Source organism: Pseudomonas sp. So3.2b, assembly GCF_019464415.1.
Lineage (GTDB): Bacteria > Pseudomonadota > Gammaproteobacteria > Pseudomonadales > Pseudomonadaceae > Aquipseudomonas > Aquipseudomonas shahriarae.
Genome location: NZ_CP080494.1, coordinates 524,385 through 540,805, shown reverse-complemented (window position 1 = coordinate 540,805; position 16,421 = coordinate 524,385). Strand labels below are relative to the sequence as shown.

Here is a 16,421-nt window from a genome sequence, read left to right as displayed (position 1 = left end):
TGCCATGAGCCGCGATAGCCGTTACCTGGAATCCATTCTGCACCATGACATCCCCCTGACCCGGGAGATGGGCCTCAAGGTGCTCGACTGGCAGGACCGGCAACTGCGCCTGCACTTACCGTTGCAAGCCAATATCAACCACAAGAGCACCATGTTCGGCGGCAGCCTGTATTGCGGCGCGGTCTTGGCGGGCTGGGGCTGGCTGCACCTGCAATTGCGCGAGGAAGGGATTGAAGACGGGCATATCGTAATTCAGGAAGGGCAGATCAGCTACCCATTGCCTGTCACCCAGGACGCCACGGCGATTTGCCAGGCACCGGAGGACAAGGTGTGGAAGCGCTTTTTGGCGACGTACCGGCGCCATGGCCGGGCGCGGCTGGCGTTGCAGGCGTGGATCGTGAATGAGGGCAGTGAAGCGCGAGCGGTGGCGTTTACCGGGCAGTACGTGTTGCACCGCTAGGCAAGATCATCCAAGGCCTATCTGGGAGCGGGATTGTGTGGGAGCAGGCAAGCCCGCTCCCACATTTGATCTGCATTGCCTTCAAGAACGGGCCAGAGTCAGCAAACGCTCGCGCCAGGCGGCCTTGGCCGGCAAGGCCAGGAAGAACGGGTTCAACAGCGACTCGCGTGCCGGGTAGCTGAACGGCTGGCCATTCAACTCCAGCACTTCGCCGCCAGCACCTTCCAGCACACCCTGGGCGGCGGCGGTGTCCCACTGCGACGTCGGCGCCAGGCGCGGATAGCAATCGGCGCTGCCTTCGGCCAACAGGCAGAATTTCAAGGAGCTGCCGATATTGGCCAGCTTCAACTCCCCCAGCCCTTCACTCAACCCATCGAGCAAGCGCTCCTGTTCGGGGCTGGTGTGGCGGCGGCTGGCAACCACGGTGAACGCCTCGCCTGCGGCCGGCTTCTGGCGCACCTGGATCGGCCGGGGTGCGGCATTCACGTCGGAGCGCCACGCCCCAAGCCCGGCGCCGCCGAAGTAGCAGCGGCCACTGGTGGGCATCGACACCACGCCAAACACCACCTGCCCCTGTTCGATCAAGGCGATGTTGACGGTAAATTCTTCGCTGCCGCTGATAAATTCCTTGGTGCCATCCAGCGGGTCCACCAGCCACCAGCGTTGCCAACCGGCACGCACGCTCTGGTCGATGTCGGCATCTTCTTCCGACAGCACCGGGATGCTTGGGTCCAGCGCAGTGAGGCCGGCGAGAATCAGGTGATGGGCGGCCAGATCGGCGGCGGTCACCGGCGAATCATCCGCCTTGGCCGTCACGGCTACATTGGCGCGCCAGTACGGCAGGATGACCTCGCCGGCCTGGCGGGCCAGTTCAATCACCGGGGCAATGTACGGGTGGCCGAGGAACAATTCGCTCATGACTGGAAGGCTCCACGCTGGGTCAACAAGTCCCGCACCAGGTACAACGCGGCCAGGGCCCGGCCTTCGCTGAACTGCGGGTTCTGCGCCAGTTGTGCCAGCTCGCGCAGGTTGACCCGGTCCACGCGCATCGGCTCGGGCTCGTCGCCTTCCAGGCGCTCTTCGTACAGCTCGGTGGCCAGCACCACCTGGATTTTCTGGCTCATGTAGCCAGGGGACAGGGACAGTTCGGTCAGGTGCTCCAACTGCCGGGCGCCATAGCCCGCCTCTTCCTTGAGCTCGCGGTCTGCCGCCGCCAGCACGTCTTCGCCCGGCTCGATCAGGCCCTTGGGCAATGACAGTTCATACTCATCCGTGCCACCGCAGTATTCTTCCACCAGCAGCGCGTGATCAGCGTCGATCATCGCCACGATCATCACCGCGCCATACCCTGCACCCCGGCCCACCAGGCGCTCGTAGGTCCGCTCAACGCCATTGGAAAAGCGCAGTTGCACTTCCTCCACGCGGAACAAACGGCTACTGGCGACAATTTCGCGGGCGAGGACGGTGGGTTTCTGGCGCATAGAGGGCTCCTTGGCGTGATCGGGTTACTATACCGTGGCTTTTCCGATTGTCTGTGTCGGATATGTTTACTTACTTGCTTGAGAACCCACCATGCCGCCACTGCCCTGGTCCGATATCGACACCGTCCTGCTGGACATGGACGGCACCCTGCTTGACCTGCATTTCGACAACCACTTCTGGATGGAACACCTGCCCCGGCGCTATGCCGAACTGCACGGTGTGAGCCTTGCCCTGGCGGAGATGGAGTTGCAGCCGCTGTTCGAGCGTAACGCCGGCCAGTTGCAATGGTATTGCCTGGATTTCTGGAGCACCGAACTGAAGATCCCGGTGCGCGAACTCAAACTGGAAACCGCCCACTTGATCGCCCTGCGGCCGGACGCCGATACCTTTCTGGCGGCCATCAAGCAGGCCGGCAAGCGCGTGATCCTGATCACCAACGCTCACCGCGATTCGCTGTCGTTGAAGCTGGAACGCATTGAGTTGGCGCCGTATTTCGAGCGGCTGATCAGCTCTCACGACTATGGTTTTGCCAAGGAAAACCCGCAGTTCTGGGATGCCCTGCAAGCGGACATCGACTTCGACCCGGCGCGCAGCCTGTTTATCGACGACACTCTGCCGATCCTACGCAGTGCGCGGGATTTTGGCGTGGGGCATTTGCTGGCGGTGAAAGAGCCGGACAGCCGCAAAGGGCCGAAGGATACGGCGGAGTTTGATGCAGTCGGGGATTACCGGGAATTGATCAGCGGGCTCTAAAACTAGATGTGGGGCCCCTGTGGGAGCGGGCTTGCCCGCGATAGCGGTGGGTCAGAGCTAGATCTGCTGACTGACACACCGCAATCGCGGGCAAGCCCGCTCCCACATTATTCATCTGCTCCAGGTATTACTCAGGAATACGCAGCGTCTGCCCTGGGTAGATTTTGTCCGGGTGCGACAACATCGGCTTGTTGGCCTCGAAGATTTTGTTGTACAGATTGGCATTGCCGTAGACCGACAGGGAAATCGCGCTGAGGGTGTCGCCCTTTTTCACCACGACAAAACGGGCAGCCGCAACAACAGGGCCCGACACAGTGATCTGGTCATCCACGGTCGCCACGCCGGCAATGTTGCCCAGCGCCAGCAGAATCTTCTCTTTCTCCTCCTGGGTGGCGACTTCACCGGTCACTGTCACCTTGTCGCCCTCCACGGTGGTCTGCACATTCGGGTTACCCAGGCCGACCTTGGCAACGTGATCCTTCAACTGCTCACTCGCGTTTGCATTACCCGGCGTCAACAGATCAACGATTTTCTCGCCGGCTTCTTTGATAAAGCTAAAAAGACTCATAGTGCGCTCTCCTTGGGATTGGGTTTCCAGATGCCAAAGACTAGACCAGTCTTACAGATCTTGGTTCCAGCCCGACCAATGACGCAAACGCGCTAGAATCCCTGCGCCATTGGCATAAGCCCCCGGAGCGAAGATGGACATCAAACAACTGAAATTCCTCATCGCCCTCGACGAAACCCGTCACTTCGGCCAGGCGGCCGCGCGCTGCCACATCACCCAGCCAACCCTGTCGATGCGCCTGCGCAGCCTGGAAGAAGAGCTGGAGCTGCCGCTGGTCAATCGCGGCCAGCGTTTCGAGGGTTTTACCGCCCCTGGCGAGCGGGTGCTGGCGTGGGCGCGTACGGTGCTGGCCGCCTATGACGGCCTGCAGGCCGAAGCGGCCGCCTGCCGGGGCAACCTGGTGGGGACATTGCGCCTGGGCGTGGTGCCGCTGTCGAGCTTTGATCCGCTGGCCTTGATGCAACAGTTGCACAGGCAGCACCCCAGCCTGCGCTTTGAGCTGTCGGCGTTGAGCTCCGAGCAGATCCTCGAACAACTGGCGAGCAATCGCCTGGACCTGGGGGTGTCCTACCTTGAACGCCTCGACAGCGAGCGCTTTGACTCCCTGGCCCTGGACGAAACCCGCATGGGCCTGTTGTACGACCAACGCTTTTTCAGCTTTGGCGAAAAGCCCCTGAGCTGGGAGGCGCTGATCGAGCTGCCCCTGGGCATGCTCACCAGCGGCATGCATTTTCGCCAGTCCATCGACCATAACTTCCACAGCCGCGGCCTGACGCCACACCCCTTGCTGCAAACCGATGCCGTCCATCAGTTGCTGCAGGCCGTGCATGGCGGCCTGTGTTGTGCGGTGATGCCCCTGGACGGCGGCCTCGACGCCCTGACCGAACACCTGCGCCTGCAACCTATCGAAAACGCGCAAACCCTGGCCAAGCTGGGGCTGATCATGCGGCGCAGCGCGCCACGTTCGGCGTTGGCCGAGGCGTGTTTCGCGCTTTATCAGTAATCGCTACCGAAGCATTGATCGACGTCATCTATCGGTAGATCAGTATTGGCGATTAGACGCGACCCTTTGTCGCGCCTAGTCTTCACTCTGAACACTTCGCCGGTGACTAGACTTGATGAACGCCCAGCGCCCTGCGTGCGCGGCGCCTGCCCTGACAACGCCCGCGCCTGCCGCCAGCCAGAGTTATCAATATTGCAGCCTCGACCACACGGAATCGGCCAGCACCGCGCTGGCCGAGGAAGTTGCGTTGGCGATTGCCTACAACGACATCAGCCAGGCCGTGATGCTGGTGACGCCCACCGATCTTGAAGACTTTATCGTCGGCTTCAGCCTGGGCAGCGGCATCATCAGCGACATCAGCGACATCTATGACCTGCAACTGAGCGGCGCAGGCTCGGCCCAATACGCCCAGGTGCAGATCTGCAGCCGCGCCTTCTGGAACCTCAAGCAACAGCGCCGGCAACTGGCCGGCACCAGCGGCTGCGGCCTGTGTGGCGTGGAAGCCGTGGAGCAGGCGTTGCCGGACCTGCAGGTTTTGCCGGGCGCACCACTGCCGCCTGCCGCCTGGCTCGAGGGCTTGCGCCAGCGTATCAGCGCCTTCCAGCCGTTGGGCCAATACAGTGGCGCGGTGCATGCAGCGGTGTTCATGAATAACCAGGGCGAACTGCTGCTGGGCCGCGAAGATATCGGCCGGCATAACGCCCTCGACAAACTGATCGGCGCCCTGGTGCGCCAGCGCATCCCGACCGAAGGCGGCGTGGCGATTGTCACCAGCCGTTGCAGCCTCGAATTGATCCAGAAAGTCCTGCGCGCGGGCATCCAGACCCTGGTCAGCCTGTCGTCACCCACCGGCCTGGCCCTGCAATGGGCGCGCCGGCACAACCTCAATCTTATCCACCTGCCGCAAAAAAGCGCGCCGCGGGTCTACAGCCCTGCGATGGAGTACCAGCCATGAGCAATCATCACCAAGCCGACCAAACCCCGACCCCGCGCTACAAGCCCTACAAAGGCCCGGCGGGCGGCTGGGGCGCGCTGATCAGCGTGGCACAGGCGTGGCTGACCAGCGATAACGCGCTGAAAAACCTGCGCATGATGCTCAAGACCAACCAGAACGGCGGCTTCGACTGCCCGGGTTGCGCCTGGGGTGACTCGCCGGAAAGCGGCATGGTCAAGTTCTGCGAGAACGGCGCCAAGGCGGTCAACTGGGAAGCCACCAAGCGCCGGGTGGATGCAGCGTTCTTCGCCAAGCACAGCGTCAGCTCCCTGCTGGAGCAAAGCGATTACTGGCTCGAATACCAGGGCCGCCTGACCGAGCCGATGAGCTATGACGCCGAGACCGACCGCTACAAGCCAATCAGCTGGGAGTCGGCCTTCGACCTGATCGGCAAGCACCTGCAAGCCCTGCCAAGCCCGGACATGGCCGAGTTCTATACCTCGGGCCGCGCCAGCAATGAAGCGGCATACTTGTATCAGCTGTTCGTGCGCACCTATGGCACCAACAACTTCCCGGACTGCTCGAACATGTGCCACGAAGCCAGCGGCGTAGCCTTGGCGCAAAGTGTGGGGGTCGGCAAAGGCACCGTGACGTTTGACGACTTCGAACACGCCGACGCGATTTTCGTCTGGGGCCAGAACCCCGGCACCAACCACCCACGCATGCTTGAACCGCTGCGCGAAGCAGTGAAACGCGGTGCCCAGGTGGTGTGTATCAACCCGCTCAAAGAGCGTGGCCTGGAACGCTTCCAGCACCCGCAACATCCACTGGAAATGCTCACCAACGGTGATAAACCGACCAACACCGCATATTTCCGTCCGGCGCTGGGGGGCGACATGGCCATCCTGCGCGGCATGGCCAAGTTCCTGCTGCTGTGGGAGCGCCAGGCCCAGGCCGAAGGCAAAGAGGCAGTGTTCGACCACGACTTCCTCAATGAACACACGGTCAATGTGCTGGATTACCTGGCCAAGATCGACGACACCTCCTGGGATGAAATCGTCGAACAGTCCGGCCTGAGCCTGGTGGAGATCGAGCAAGCGGCGCGCATGTACGCCAAAGGCAAGAACGTGATCATGTGCTGGGCGATGGGCATCACCCAGCATCGGCATTCGGTGCCGACCATCCAGGAAATCGCCAACCTGATGCTGCTGCGCGGCAACATCGGCCGCCCAGGTGCCGGCCTGTGCCCGGTGCGTGGCCATAGCAACGTGCAGGGCGATCGCACCATGGGCATCAACGAACGGCCGCCCGTGGCCTTCCTGGATGCCCTGGAGCGTCGCTTCCAGTTCAAGGTACCCCGTGACAACGGGCATAACGTGGTCGAAGCCATTCACGCCATGCTTGAGGGCCGCGCCAAGGTGTTTATCGGCCTGGGCGGCAACTTCGCCCAAGCCACGCCTGACAGCCCCCGCACCTTCCAGGCCTTGAGCAACTGCGACCTGACCGTGCAGATCAGCACCAAGCTCAATCGCAGCCACCTGGCCCACGGTAAACAGGCTTTGATCCTGCCGTGCCTGGGTCGTACCGACATTGATATCCAGGCCGATGGCCCGCAAGCGGTGACGGTGGAAGACTCGTTCAGCATGGTGCACGCCTCCAACGGCCAATTGCAGCCGCTGTCGAAGCTGATGAAATCGGAACCGGCCATTGTCGCCGGCATCGCCGCCGCCACCCTGGGCAGCAAACCGGTGGACTGGAACTGGCTGGTGGCCGACTACCGCCGCATCCGCGACTTGATCGCCGACACCATTCCCGGCTTCAAGGACTTCAATGAGCGCGTGCAGCACCCAGGCGGTTTCTACCTGGGCAACAGCGCCGGCGCCCGCCGCTGGAACACGCCGTCAGGTCGCGCCAACTTCCGCGCCAACATCCTGCCCAAGGACCTGGTGCATGAACGCACCCGCGCCACTGGCCAGCTACCCGACCTGATCATGCAATCCATGCGCTCCCATGATCAGTACAACACCACTATCTACGGCCTGGATGACCGCTATCGTGGGGTCAAGGGCCAGCGCGACGTGTTGTTTGTCAACGAAGCCGACATCATCCGCCTGGGCTTCAAGCCGGGGCAGAAGGCCGATATCGTGTCGATCTGGGATGATGGCCGTGAACGCCGGGTCAAGGGTTTTACCTTGCTGGCGTTCGATATTCCGGCGGGGCAGGCGGCGGCCTATTACCCGGAGGTCAACCCGCTGGTGCCGTTGGAAAGCACTGGGGATGGTAGCCATACGCCTACTTCCAAATTCGTGGCGATTCGCCTGGAAGCGGCCAGCGACAATGGTCTGATCATGGCCCGGACCGCCTGATCGTCTCCACGATTAGGAACGATTTTTACGGGCACAAAAAAGGCCGCTTTTGTATAAAAGCGGCCTTCCCGAAGTAGCTAAAGACCGGCAAAAACGACTTAAGTTCCCTAGATAAAACAGCAACTTAGCTAATTGTATACAACCTGCACCACTGGTCGGAATTCGATTGTAAGAATATTCCGACAACCTCAGGATCGCGCCGTCATCCCCTTGAGGTTCACCTATGAAGTTCTCCTCGATTCTCTTGTTGTCCCTTGGCCTGGTCAGTGGCGCAGCCATGGCCGGTGGCACCACCGAAGCCGGTGTAGGCGGCGCATTGGGCGGGGTTTTAGGTTCGGTCGTCGGCCAGCAGATCGGCGGCAATACCGGTTCGGCCATTGGTGCGGCCCTGGGCGGCGCCGGCGGTAGCGCAGTGGGCGCAGACAAACGCAGCCGTGGCGAAGCAGCCATTGGCGGCGCACTGGGCGCAGCAGGCGGCAACGTGGTCGGGCGCAGTGTCGGCGGTAGCACCGGCAGCCTGATCGGCGCGGCAGCCGGCGGTGGCGCGGGCGGCGCGCTGGGTAACTATATGGGCAATAAGAGCGATGACGACGACCGTCGCTATCGCGGGCGTGATAACCGCCGCTATGACCGTGATGATCATCGTGGCCGTGGGCATGCTTATGGCCATCGCAAGAACAAGCATCACTACCGTCACCGGTAAACACAGCAAACTCAATGTGGGAGCTGGCTTGCCTGCGCTAGCGCAATGCCAGCAACCAATAGGTGGCCTGACACTGCGCTATCGCGGGCAAGCCCGGCTCCCACATTAGCTCTTCATTGTTTCGCAGGCCGCCGTCAGACCGCCAGGTGTTGCAGTGCTTCGCGCAGTACCTGTGGAATCGTCACCGGCTGGTTAGTCGCCCGATCCACAAACACATGCACAAACCGCCCCGCCGCACAGGCCTCATCTTCGCCGGCCTTGAACACCGCCAATTCGTACTGCACTGAACTGTTGCCAAATTTGCCCACCCGCAGGCCAATCTCGATACGGTCGGGGAAAGCAATCGAGGCGAAGTAGTCGCACGCCGAACTCACCACAAACCCCACCACTTCGCCGTCATGGATATCCAGCCCGCCCTGTTCAATCAGGTACGTGTTCACTGCTGTGTCGAAGAAGCTGTAGTAGGTGACGTTATTCACATGGCCGTACACATCATTGTCGTGCCAGCGCGTAATGATCGGCTGGAAGTGACGGTAATCGGCACGCTGCGGCATTGAGTCAGGCATGGACAAGTCTCGTTGAAGTGAATTTACAGGTCGTTCAGGTGGGCCTCGGCCCAATCCCGCACCTCGGCATACGGATACTCTTCCAGCACCGCAAACCCTGGAATCCCCCGGGCCTTGAGCTTGGTAAACAGTGGCACGCTGATCCCGCATAAAAACCGCGTCAAGCGCTCGGCCCCTGGCAAGCTGCCAGTGTGTTGATGATGCCTGTGGATAAAATCCCCGCACAGTCCCTGGAAGTTTTTATCCACAAGCGGTGCCAGGCCCGGTGGTGCCGGCAGATGGGCGACCTGTCCAGAACAAACCGAGCAATGCCCACACTGGCGGGGGGCGGCTGCATCGCCAAAATACTCGGCCAACCGATAGCCCAGGCAACGCTCACTGGCGAACAACGCCAACATCCCATGGATCCGCGCCACTTCCGTGGCTTCGTGCTGCTTGAAGCCTGTGTATAACTCGGCGCTCAAGGCCTGGGGATCAAACCCGGTATCGAGCAGGCTATAGACCTCGGTCATCTGCTTGCTCTCCAGCTCGATCAGACCCTGCTCCTGGAAATAGTCCAGCGCCTTGACCACCCGGCCGCGTTCGGCCTGGTGCTGTTGATAAAGCGCATCAAAGTCCACGGTGGCCCAGCTCCTGGCCCGTTTGCACGCTTGGATAATCGCGGCGACAAACTGCTGCCGCTCACCGGAAAAACGCGCCAGCAATACCTCCGGTTCTACCAGGTACTTGAAGCGATACTCGGCATAAAACGCATAGCGCGGTGCAATCACCCCCTTGAGCTCCAACTGCACCAGCAAAGTCTTGAGCGGTAGCTCGCGGATATTGCTCAGTTCCGCTAACGAGCGCAGCAGAAACTCCCATTGCCCGTCATCACCGGCCGCCAGCAGTTCCTCCAGCACCAGGCGGATGCCTTCCTGCTCCGGCGTATCGCCGTACACAAAGTTCTCCAGCACATTGAGGCTGTCGCGGTTGGCCAGCACCAGGCACTCGGAAGGCTGGCCATCGCGACCGGCACGCCCGATTTCCTGGCTGTAGTTCTCGATGGATTTGGGCAGATCGAAATGCACCACATTGCGGATGTCGCTCTTGTCGATGCCCATGCCGAAGGCAATGGTAGCGACGATGCAATTGGACTGGCCGCCCATGAACCGGCGCTGGATGCCTTCGCGCTTATCATGGGGTAAACCTGCGTGATAGGCCTCGGCCTGGATGCCATGGCGATTCAGGTGCTCGGCGATCTGCTCGGCAGTCTTCTGCAAGGTGACATAGACGATGCTCGGCTGGTTGGCCCGCTCGCCCATCCACTCCGCCAGGCGCCGGCGCTTGTCGGCGCCGCTGACCGGCTCCACCCACAGGTTGAGGTTGGGCCGGTAGAACCCCGTGGTGATCACGTCGGCGGGGGCGATGGCGAACTTGGCCTGCATGTCCGCAATGACCTTGGGCGTGGCGGTGGCCGTCAACAGCAGCGCCTGGGGAATGTTGAACTGGTGTTGGTAGTCGGGGAGTTTCAGGTAGTCCGGGCGGAAGTTGTGGCCCCACTCGGAAATACAGTGCGCCTCGTCCACCACCAGTAGCGAAATCGAAACGCTGTGCAAAAAGTTGCGAAAGCGCTCGTTCTTCAGGCGCTCTACGGAAATCATCAGGATCTTCAATTCGCCGGAGCGAGCGCGGGCCATTACGTCATTGGCCTGCTCACGGCTTTGTGTCGAATCAATGCTACCGGCCGAAATGCCATGGCGCTGCAAAAAGTCCAGTTGGTCCTGCATCAACGCCAACAACGGCGACACTACCAGTGTCAGGTGCGGCAGCAACACGGCTGAGAGCTGATAACAGAGGGATTTGCCGGAGCCGGTGGGAAAGATCGCCGCCGCCGAGCGGCCGGCCAGCACGGCGCTGACAGCCGCCTCCTGGCCTGGGCGAAACTGTGGATAACCAAAGACCTGCTGGAGGGTGTCGTGCATAAGCTGTCACTCCATTGACCGCTGAACAGGCCTAAAACATAGCCCGGGATTTTCAGCGAATCGAGAAAGGTCGCGTGGAAAAGAGAGACAGGATGATACACAGGCGGCGAGGGTGAAGCCGGTAGCAAACGGCAATCTATAAAACACCCCAAAACAAAAGTGGGAGCGGGCCTGCCCGCGATGGTGGTGCCCCAGTCGATACTGCTGTTGACTGTTACACCGCTATCGCGGGCAAGCCCGCTCCCACATTTTCAGATCTTTGCTACAGCTCAATCAGCGGTTTTGCACACGCTCAATGGCTTTGTCATACACCGGGTTGGCCTTCTGTTCCTTGGCCAACTGATAGTGACGCAGCGCATCGGCAAACTGCCCGGCCGCTTCGTAGATCCGCGCAATGTTGTAGTAGGAACCGGCGCGCACGGTGGCCGCTGTCGGGCCACTGGCCAGGGCGATCGCCTTGCGGTTGGCCCAGATCGACTCGGCGGTGTTACCGGCTTTCTGATAGGCCAGGCCGAGGTTGCCGTAGGCTTTACCGAAGGAATTGTCCAGTTCGATAGCCTGACGGAAGTAGTCGATTGCCTGGTCCAGGTTACCGGCCTGGTAGGCCGCTTCGCCTTTGAGGTTCAGCTTCTTCGCATCGCCCTGTACCGCAGAACTGACCACCACCGCATCCACGGCAACGCTGTCGTTGAGCAGGGGTTTGACTTCGTTGAGCACATCCTTGGCTTCGACCAGTACGCCGGTAAAGGTATTGATGTCCTGGAAGTCGCCGCTGCCGGTCATGCGGAACACGGTCCACAGGTTACCGGTACGGTTGGTCGGCACGTAGTAGGTGCGAACCAGGGACTGGCCCATGTACACAAACACCTTGGCCTGGCTCTCGGACAGTGCAGTGGAGCCTGTGTTGGTGCGGTTGGAGAAGTCATGCACGGCGTAGACGTAGCTTTCGCCGTAGTGTTTTTTCTGCAGGGTGATGGTTTCCGGGCCGTAGCTGTCGGTGTCATCCACATCCAACTCGGCATCGGTGCCGGTCTTGCTGTTGAAGTAGATGTTGTTGCCGGGGAAGATCATGTGGGAGTCGAGGTCCGAAGGCGATTGCCCCCAGGTCAGCACTACACGCAGGCCGTCGAGGTTTTCCATCACCGGGCTGATGGCGTATGTCATGCCTTTGCACGGGCACTTCACCACCAGGTTGGAATAGCCGGGCTTCTTGATGATCAGCAGATTGTCGGCGCCATCGGCAACTTCGCTGGTGAGGGTGACCTGGCCCTGGGCGTTGGTGCGCCCCACCACGTTCTGTGCGCCGTTGCGTTGCAGCAAGACTTCAGCGTCGGCGATTTTCTGGTCCTTGACCACCGCACTGAGCACTTCAATTGGCAACTGCTCGGCCTGGACAGAAAACGCCACCGCACACAATGACATCGCCGAGGCGATACGAAGCAAACCCATGCTTAACTCCCTTTAAGTAGTGGGCGGAATTGCCCTACAAGATTTTGCGGTGAAACATACGCTGAATTCAGGGGTTTTGCCGGGATTTTATACAAAATGTGACGTGGTTTTTATCCCGCCTGCGCCAGGATGCCCGACAGCCAAATTGCCAACATCAGAAGACTCTGTAGGAAATTGCTTGGTCGGGCACCATACGCTTCCCAAACTGCCTCAGGTGCCCACTCAACCCTCTACAGAATCGGCCGAGCCTGACCGAAACTAGCGCCCTCGCAACCTTCTCGGCAAGAAATCCGTGAACCTTGAAAGGACTCAGTACATCGGCCATTACGGCGTCACGTTCAGCGTGATTCGTTTCACTGTACGGCCCGATAACAAGCAAGCACTTGCCAGCCTTTGCTTGCTAGACGCAAAGGCCTCTGCGCCAGAGGTTCGCCTGCGACTACAAAGTCTGTATGAGCGAATGCTCGCCCAGGATCTTCCGTGCCTCATGGCAGTGGCCATTTCAAAACCATTGACCAGAAAACAGGCCGATAGCCTGAACAACCGAAATAACGTCGTCAAAGAAGCTATTTCAGGTGCGGTTGCAGCCCCAATTGGGATCATTTCCAGCAAGGCAGAATCACTGATCGAAAACTTCACCCGCGATTTGATATCCCGCCAGCTCCGCAACTTCCAGCGTGCAGACATCATCATCGGCCTAGAGGCTCGGGTCAGCGGGGGAATTGGCCCGCAGCGCTCAAGCCTCTCAATGCATGTGTACTCAGATGAGCCATAGTCAAATGCTGTATCTACAGACGGCGATCTTCTTCGCCTTTTATCTATTGCTGCATTACAAAATCACCGACGGCACACTCAGAAAGCGTTTTGCTGCCACTTTTATCGTAAGCGGCTTGATCCTGACATTCTGGCTACCTTATGTGGCCATCATTCTCAGCATTCAACTCCTCCCCCTCGCTCTATTCTTGATAGGCTTGGCACTCTTTCTGACCCGCAACAAATACTGCCATCATCACGACCATCCCCCTCACCCACTCCTGCGTGCTCCCACCATGAACCTGGCCCCCCACTTCCCCGAAGACCCTGTCATGCAGCAGCTCCTGCAATTGCTGCATGAAGAAATCGGCCTGCCCAAGCACAAGACCATCCGCCTTAAAACCTCGCTTAACTTCGACCTCGGCTGCGACGGCGCCGAAGCCAGGCAATTTATGGAGGCGCTGGAGCAGACATTCGATCTCGACCTGGGTGACTATGATGCTTATCGTTACTTCAACCCGCCGGTCTTCGATGTATTCCTCAAACACCGCGCCAAGGGCCGGGGCGAGAAAATGCCGCTCACCATCGGCATGCTCTACCTGGCGATCAAGACTCATAGCTGGGATACGCAAACGCTGGAAAATCTGAGCTGAAGAACACTGAGTGGTTAATGTGGGCCTTTTTGCCGCCCTGCTCTACGCTCATCGAGATTTCCACGCGCACAAAAAAGCCGCCCACTAGGGGCGGCTTTTCAACAGCTAGCGAATCTTACAACTTCGGACCCGCTGCCTTGATCGCGTCGCTCACTTCAAATTTCTTGAAGTTCTCGACGAACAGGCCGGCCAGGGCCTTCGCTGCTTCGTCGTAGGCAGCCTTGTCAGCCCAGGTGTTGCGTGGGTTCAACAGGCCGGTCTCAACGCCCGGTACGGCCAATGGCACGTCGAGGTTGATGGTGTCCAGGTGCTCGGTTTGCGCACCGATCAACGCGCCGCTCTGGATCGCTGCGATCACCGCACGGGTGGTCGGGATGTTGAAGCGTTTGCCGACGCCGTAGCCACCGCCGGTCCAGCCGGTGTTGACCAGGTAGACCTTGGAGCCGAAGCCACGGATGCGCTTGATCAGCAGCTCTGCGTATTCGCCAGCTGGGCGCGGGAAGAACGGTGCGCCGAAGCAGGTGGAGAAGGTCGACTTGATGCCGCTGCCCGAACCCATTTCAGTCGAGCCCACCAGTGCGGTGTAGCCGGACAGGAAGTGGTAGGCCGCTTGTTCTTCATTGAGGATCGACACCGGTGGCAGTACGCCAGTCAGGTCGCAGGTCAGGAAGATCACCGCGTTTGGCTCGCCGCCCAGGTTCTTCTCGGAACGCTTGGCAACGTGCTCCAGCGGGTACGCCGCGCGGCTGTTCTGGGTCAGGCTGACGTTGGTGTAGTCGGCGTGCTTGGCATCGTCGATCACCACGTTTTCCAGGACGGCGCCGTGCTTGATGGCTTTCCAGATGACCGGCTCGTTCTTCTCCGACAGGTCGATGCACTTGGCATAGCAACCGCCTTCGATGTTGAACACCACGCCTTCGCCCCAACCGTGTTCGTCGTCACCGATCAGGTAGCGGCTTTCGTCGGCGGACAGGGTGGTCTTGCCAGTGCCGGAGAGGCCGAAGAACAAGGTCACGTCGCCTTCTTCACCGATGTTGGCAGCGCAGTGCATTGGCAGCACGTCAGCGGCCGGCAGCAGGAAGTTCTGCACCGAGAACATGGCTTTTTTCATCTCGCCGGCGTAACGCATGCCAGCAATCAGGACTTTTTTCTGGGCGAAGTTGAGGATCACGCAACCATCGGAATTGGTGCCGTCACGCTCAGGCACACATTCAAAGTTGGCAACGTTGAGCACTTGCCACTCTTCACGCCCGGCCGGGTTGTACTGGGCCGGGTTGATGAACAGGCAACGACCGAACAGGTTCTGCCAGGCAGTCTGAGTGGTCATTTTCACGGCCAGGTAGTGTTCTTCGGCAGAACCTACATGCACGTGGGAAACGAAATGCTCTTGCGCGTTGTTGAAAGCCTCGACGCGAGCCCACAGGGCATCGAACTTGTCGGCCGGGAACTTGCGGTTGATCGGGCCCCAGGCAATAGCGGCCTGGGTGGATGGCTCTTCAACGATGAAACGGTCGACCGGCGAACGACCGGTACGGTGACCGGTTTCTACGACCAGCGCGCCAGTATCGGCAAGCACGCCTTCACCGCGCTGCAGGGCTTCTTTGACCAGATCGTCAACACTCAGATCGGTGTATACGGCGTTATTGGCTTGCGTCATGAGGTTCCCCGTCGGCCTATGGCCGAGTGCTCCAAACGTTTTGTAGTAGAAAGTTGCGCACTACTACCGCGAAAAAAGTGGGCCGAATTATGCCAGAAAAGCCCAAAAAAAGTAGGGCCCTCCCGTCAGAACACCTCTAATCCGGCGTTTGTCAGGTGATTTACCTGTGCTTAAACGTTTTAGTGGTGGGTACCAGAAGGGGTGTCAACGCCAGCGCCAGCGAACAATTGGGCGATATCGGCAGCGTCGAACAGGTAGCGCTGGTTGCAGAACTGGCAGTCGATCTCGATTCTGCCACCGTGCTCCACCGCCAGGTTCTGCGCATCCTCAAGGCCCAGGCTCACCAGGGCATTGCCCGAGCGCTCGCGGGAGCAGCTGCAATGGAAACGCAGCGATTGCGCATCGAACAGGCGCACTTCCTCTTCATGGTACAGGCGGTGCAGGATGGTTTCGTTGTCCAGGCCCAGCAGCTCTTCAGCGGTCAGGGTACCGGCCAGGGCAGTGAGGCCGCGCCAGCTTTCCTCGCGCTCATCCTCGTCCTTGATACGGTCCGCCGGCAGCTGTTGCAACAGCAGGCCACGGGCGCGCTTGCCGTCCGCATTGAGCCAGAATCGGGTGCCCACTTGCTGGGACATGACGAAATAGTTGGTGAAGCAGTCGGACAGGGTTTCCCCGTCCAGATCGACAATGCCCTGGTAACGCTGGCCAACGGTCGGGTCGATGGTCAACGCCAGCACGCCGTTGGGCATCAGGTCGGCCAGGGTCGCGTCCGCCGGGATCTGGTCTGCGTCATAACGTGCCAGGCCACGGATTTCCCGCTCACTGGAGCACTCGATCATCAGCATCGGCACCGGGCCTTCGGAGCGCGCCTGGAGGATCAGCAAGCCATCGAACTTCATGGTGCCCACCAGCAGCGATGCGGCGGCCATCAGTTCGCCAAGCAACTGCGCGACCGGCTCCGGATAGGGGTGCTTGGCAAGGACTTCGGCATAGCTGCGCTCCAGGGCAACCAGCTCGCCACGAGCGTCGTTGTCGTCAAAGAGGAAACGTTGGGTGAAGTCGGTATCCGGTAGATCAGTCATAGGTCTGGGTATCTGAATTGATGACAAAGTG

At 60.1% G+C, this 16,421-nt stretch carries 16 protein-coding genes; 8 read left to right on the top strand and 8 right to left on the bottom strand.

From position 1 onward, the window contains the following. Nucleotides 1-4: 4 nt before the first annotated feature. Complete coding sequence (locus tag K1X80_RS02395) at nucleotides 5-460, top strand: thioesterase domain-containing protein (RefSeq protein ID WP_057958008.1); 456 nt, start codon at nucleotides 5-7, stop codon at nucleotides 458-460. Nucleotides 461-541: 81 nt separating this feature from the next. On the opposite strand, the gene cysQ is transcribed toward K1X80_RS02395, so the two are convergent. Next, nucleotides 542-1,378, bottom strand: a complete 837-nt coding sequence (cysQ, locus tag K1X80_RS02390; protein WP_057958007.1) for a 3'(2'),5'-bisphosphate nucleotidase CysQ — start codon at nucleotides 1,376-1,378, stop codon at nucleotides 542-544. Next, entirely contained in the window at nucleotides 1,375-1,941 is a 567-nt protein-coding gene (gene nudE, locus K1X80_RS02385; protein ID WP_128593033.1) for an ADP compounds hydrolase NudE, read from the bottom strand. The genes cysQ and nudE overlap by 4 nt, the downstream gene beginning before the upstream one ends. Before the next feature lie 91 nt (nucleotides 1,942-2,032). On the opposite strand from nudE, the gene yrfG reads away from it, so the two are divergent. Continuing rightward, entirely contained in the window at nucleotides 2,033-2,695 is a 663-nt protein-coding gene (yrfG, locus tag K1X80_RS02380; RefSeq protein WP_057958005.1) for a GMP/IMP nucleotidase, read from the top strand. A 127-nt stretch (nucleotides 2,696-2,822) separates the two neighbouring features. On the opposite strand, the gene lysM is transcribed toward yrfG, so the two are convergent. Beyond that, complete coding sequence (gene lysM / locus K1X80_RS02375) at nucleotides 2,823-3,263, bottom strand: peptidoglycan-binding protein LysM (protein WP_057437074.1); 441 nt, start codon at nucleotides 3,261-3,263, stop codon at nucleotides 2,823-2,825. 133 nt (nucleotides 3,264-3,396) lie between these two features. Between lysM and K1X80_RS02370 the strand changes: the two genes are divergently transcribed. The 4 genes from K1X80_RS02370 (at nucleotide 3,397) to K1X80_RS02355 (ending at nucleotide 8,269) form a co-directional block, all read left to right on the top strand. Continuing rightward, complete coding sequence (locus K1X80_RS02370; RefSeq protein WP_057444600.1) at nucleotides 3,397-4,266, top strand: LysR family transcriptional regulator; 870 nt, start codon at nucleotides 3,397-3,399, stop codon at nucleotides 4,264-4,266. A 115-nt stretch (nucleotides 4,267-4,381) separates the two neighbouring features. Then, nucleotides 4,382-5,221, top strand: a complete 840-nt coding sequence (gene fdhD / locus K1X80_RS02365) for a formate dehydrogenase accessory sulfurtransferase FdhD (protein ID WP_057958003.1) — start codon at nucleotides 4,382-4,384, stop codon at nucleotides 5,219-5,221. Continuing rightward, nucleotides 5,218-7,566, top strand: a complete 2,349-nt coding sequence (locus K1X80_RS02360) for an FdhF/YdeP family oxidoreductase (RefSeq protein WP_120731248.1) — start codon at nucleotides 5,218-5,220, stop codon at nucleotides 7,564-7,566. Before fdhD ends, K1X80_RS02360 begins: the two co-directional genes overlap by 4 nt. 223 nt (nucleotides 7,567-7,789) lie before the next feature. Next, complete coding sequence (locus K1X80_RS02355; RefSeq protein ID WP_057437072.1) at nucleotides 7,790-8,269, top strand: glycine zipper domain-containing protein; 480 nt, start codon at nucleotides 7,790-7,792, stop codon at nucleotides 8,267-8,269. Between the two features lie 134 nt (nucleotides 8,270-8,403). Here the strand turns inward: K1X80_RS02355 and K1X80_RS02350 are convergent, their stop codons facing one another. The 3 genes from K1X80_RS02350 to K1X80_RS02340 form a co-directional block, all read right to left on the bottom strand. Further along, nucleotides 8,404-8,835: a thioesterase family protein gene (locus K1X80_RS02350; RefSeq protein WP_128593830.1), complete on the bottom strand. Its 432-nt coding sequence runs from the start codon at nucleotides 8,833-8,835 to the stop codon at nucleotides 8,404-8,406. Nucleotides 8,836-8,858: 23 nt separating this feature from the next. Next, nucleotides 8,859-10,796, bottom strand: coding sequence for an ATP-dependent DNA helicase RecQ (locus K1X80_RS02345; protein WP_220172638.1), 1,938 nt, complete (start codon nucleotides 10,794-10,796; stop codon nucleotides 8,859-8,861). A gap of 273 nt (nucleotides 10,797-11,069) precedes the next feature. Continuing rightward, nucleotides 11,070-12,245, bottom strand: coding sequence for a tetratricopeptide repeat protein (locus K1X80_RS02340; protein ID WP_057437068.1), 1,176 nt, complete (start codon nucleotides 12,243-12,245; stop codon nucleotides 11,070-11,072). A 292-nt stretch (nucleotides 12,246-12,537) separates the two neighbouring features. Between K1X80_RS02340 and K1X80_RS02335 the strand changes: the two genes are divergently transcribed. Together K1X80_RS02335 and K1X80_RS28360 are read left to right on the top strand one after the other, a co-directional pair. Then, nucleotides 12,538-13,020, top strand: coding sequence for a hypothetical protein (locus K1X80_RS02335; protein WP_220172637.1), 483 nt, complete (start codon nucleotides 12,538-12,540; stop codon nucleotides 13,018-13,020). 274 nt (nucleotides 13,021-13,294) lie between these two features. Continuing rightward, a complete protein-coding gene (locus tag K1X80_RS28360; RefSeq protein WP_029299791.1) occupies nucleotides 13,295-13,651 on the top strand; it encodes a DUF1493 family protein in 357 nt (118 codons plus the stop codon). A 115-nt stretch (nucleotides 13,652-13,766) separates the two neighbouring features. Here K1X80_RS28360 and K1X80_RS02325 read toward each other — a convergent pair whose 3' ends face one another. Together K1X80_RS02325 and hslO are read right to left on the bottom strand one after the other, a co-directional pair. Beyond that, nucleotides 13,767-15,308, bottom strand: coding sequence for a phosphoenolpyruvate carboxykinase (locus K1X80_RS02325; RefSeq protein ID WP_057437065.1), 1,542 nt, complete (start codon nucleotides 15,306-15,308; stop codon nucleotides 13,767-13,769). A 179-nt stretch (nucleotides 15,309-15,487) separates the two neighbouring features. Beyond that, on the bottom strand, nucleotides 15,488-16,390 hold the full coding sequence (gene hslO / locus K1X80_RS02320; RefSeq protein WP_057437064.1) for an Hsp33 family molecular chaperone HslO: 903 nt from the start codon (nucleotides 16,388-16,390) through the stop codon (nucleotides 15,488-15,490). Nucleotides 16,391-16,421: the final 31 nt, after the last annotated feature.